Below are 3252 nucleotides of genomic sequence, written 5' to 3' on the forward strand. Positions count from 1 at the left end.
GGGCGTCGGGCCCGCGGGTCCCCGCGGCGTCGGGCGGGGCGTCGGGCGCGTCCCGCCGGGGTCGCGACAGCACCGGGAGCCCGGGGAGGCCGGGCCCCCCGGCCGCCCCGAACAGGACGCCGGCCGCGGCGAAGACGACCGCGCAGACCAGTCCGCCCATCCCGGCGCCGAGCGCGGCATCGGCCGGTCCGGCCGGGAGGAGGCCCGCCGCGGCGTCGGCCGCCGGCCGGGCCGCGACACCGGCCGCCAGGGCGGCGACCGTCAACCGGGCCAGCCCCGCCAGCACCCGTCCGGGGCGGGCGGGCACCACCCGGAACCGGCCGCCGCACAGCATCAGCAGGGCCGTCACCGCGACGCCCGCGGCGTTGGCCGCCGCGATGCCGGGGGCACCCCACCGGTCGGCGAACGCCACCCCGGCCACCACCGTGACCGCCAGGCCCGCGGACATCGCCGCGACGGGGTACCAGCCCGGCCGTCCCGCCGCGCAGTAGGGGCGGATGAGCGCCCCCACCAGGGTGTGGCCGAGGAGCCCGAGGGCGTAGACGCGCAGCACGCCGGCGGTGGCGTCCCCGGCCGCCGCGTCGAAGGCGCCCTGCTCGAACAACAGGCGGACCAGTTCCGGCGCGCAGGAGACGAGCCACGCGGCGCCGAGGAGGGCGATCGCGCCGGCGAGCAGCAGGTCGCGCTCGACCCGGTCGCGGGCCCGATCGAGATCACCGTCGGCCATCGCCCGGGCGATCAGGGGAAGGGTGACGGTGCAGATCATCAGGGCCGCGACCATCGGGAGCTGGCCGATCTTCTGGGCGTAGTTCAGGTGCGAGATGGCCCCGGCGGGGAGTTCGGAGGCGAGGTGGCGCTCGACCAGCACCTGGGACTGCCGGGCCAGGGCGAACAGCGCGACGGGAAGCACCACCGCGAACGTCGTCGCCCCGGCGCCCTCCGGCCGCCGCGCGCCCGGCGCGGGCCCCGCCGCGGGCGGTGTCCCCGGCGCTCCGGTCCCGTCGGATTCCGGCACCCTCCGCTCGCGCAGGCGACGCAGGACGAAGGGCAACTGCACCAGGACCATGAGGACCCCGCCGACCGCGACGCCCACCGCCGCCGCCCGGATGCCCCACACGTCGTGCAGGAGGAGGGCGCAGAGGACGATGCCGACGTTGTACGCCGCGTACACGGCGGCCGGCGGGGCGAAGCTGCGGTGGGCGCGCAGCAGGGCGCTGAAGTACCCGGCGACGCCGAAGGCGAGGACGGTGAGGGAGGTCAGGCGGGTGCAGGTGACGGCCGTGGTCGGGTCGGCGAGGCCCGGCGCCAGCAGATCGACCACCAGTGGGGCGGCCAGGGCGGGGACGGCCGCCGCCGCGGCCAGCCAGAGCGCCAGTCGGGGGAGGCCGGCGGCGACCAGGGCGCGCACCGGGTCCGGTCCCGCCGCGCCCCCGGCGGCCCGATCGGCGGCGCGACGGGCCAACGCCAGGCTGAAGGCGGGGACCAGCACCAACGCCATGGCGTCCTCGATGAGGAGCGTGGAGGCGAACTCGGGGATCGTCCAGGCCACCAGGAAGGCGTCGGTGGCGTCGCCGGCGCCGTACAGGCCGGCGAGCGTGCGGTCGCGGAGCAGACCGAGCAGGGAGCCGGCGGCCAGCAGCAGGCCGGTGATCCCGGCGGCCCGGGCGACGAATCGGTCCTCCCGGCGAATCCCGCGGCCCCGGCCGACCCGGCGGGGGCGTCCGGCGTCGGCCGGGGCGGGCCCGGCTCCGCCCGTACCGGTGGCGGCGCCCGTTCCCGGTCCGCTCACCGCCGCGCCCCGGTGTCGACGGGGGCCGCGGTGCCCACGGGGTCACCGGGGTTGCCGGGGTTGCCGGGGTTGCCGGGGTTCCCCGTGGCGGAGGCCGGGGCCAGCGCCCACCAGGCGGCCAGCCCGAGGGCCAGGCCCGTCAGCACGGTGGTGGGCCCGCCGATGTCCGCGTACAGGAAGTTGACCAGTTGCCAGATCAACAACCCCGTGGCGGCCAGGCCGAGCCGGCGGGACGGGCCCGGCGGGACGCCGCGCAACCGCCGCGCACACCCCGTCAGGAGAACCGCCCAGGCACCGAACGCGGCCGTCGCGCCCAACAGGCCCTGTTCGGCCAGGACCAGCAGGTACATGTTGTGCGGGGAGAGCAACTGCTGCCGCTCGAACTCCCACCCCGCGCCGCCGGTGTCGCTGCCGGAGGACAGCGCGACGGAGGCCGCCGCGTCCCGGTGGTCGGGAAAGCCGCGCGGCCCGACACCGGTCCACGGTTCCTGCCGCCACATGGTCAGGGCGGCGTCCCACAGGGCGTACCGGTCGATCACCGACTGGTCGGGGGTGTCGGTGACGCGGCCGATGCTGGTGAGCCGGTCGGCGACCTGCCCGGAGCCGGCGGCGGCCAGACCGACGGCGAGCACGCCCCCGCAGACCACCAGGATCAGGGCGCGCCGCGAGAGCCGCCCCGCAAGCAGCACCATCGCCGCGCAGGCGACGGCCGTGGCGATCCAGGCGCCCCGGCTGAAGGACACCGCCAACGGCACCAGGAGCGCCACCGCGCACAGGGGCGCGGCGAGCGAACGGGCGAGCGCCCGGGGCGTGCGGGGGCCCGGCGCGCGCGGCGGGCCCCCGAGCGCGAACGCGACGGCGACCACCATCCCGGCCGCCACCACGCCCGCCATGCCCATCACGTTCTGCGGGCCGTAGGTGCCAACCGCCCGGATGTCCTCGCCCATGTACGAGGCGCCGGTGCCGGTGAGGTACTGGACCGTACCAACCGTGCCCTGGACCACGGCGGGCAGCAGGAGCAGCCCGGCGGCCCACCGGGCCGTGCCGGGGGCGCGCAGCGCCACCAGCAGGGCCAGCGGGAGGAGCACGAACACCTGGAGGTGCCGGGCGAAGCCGGGTACGGCGGCGAGCGGGTCGTCCGCCGTGACGGTCACCACCGCGCAGGCCACCGCCGGGACGGCGATGACCGGCAGGACCCGGGGGGAGAGCCGCTGCGCGTCATCGGGCCGGGGGCGCAGCAGGAGCGGTGCGCAGCACAGGACGAGGACCAGGGAGACCAGGTCGGCGGCACCCGTCGCGGCGGCACCCGGCAACGGCAGCGGGATCGGCACCGCGAGCAGCAGGGCGACGGCGGCCAGGGGGACGAGTACGGGGTCCCGGCGGATCGCCGCCCCGACGGCCCGCCCCCGTGCCCGGACGGTCCCGTCGCTCCCGACGGCCCGGCGCCACCGCCGCGCGGGGAT

General features: G+C 78.3%; 2 protein-coding genes. Both read right to left on the minus strand.

Features of this window, described 5'->3' with window-relative positions; genetic code table 11:
• The coding region (locus FNQ90_RS17265; RefSeq protein ID WP_182607206.1) for a lipid II flippase MurJ at positions 1 to 1789 on the minus strand (1789 nt) is incomplete at its 3' end.
• Positions 1786 to 3252, minus strand: a 1467-nt coding sequence (locus FNQ90_RS17270) for an O-antigen ligase family protein (protein WP_323380023.1), incomplete at its 5' end; no start/stop codon positions are given. The genes FNQ90_RS17270 and FNQ90_RS17265, both read right to left, overlap by 4 nt.

Source organism: Streptomyces alkaliphilus (genome assembly GCF_014141535.1).
In the GTDB taxonomy this organism is placed as follows: Bacteria; Actinomycetota; Actinomycetes; order Streptomycetales; family Streptomycetaceae; genus Streptomyces; species Streptomyces alkaliphilus.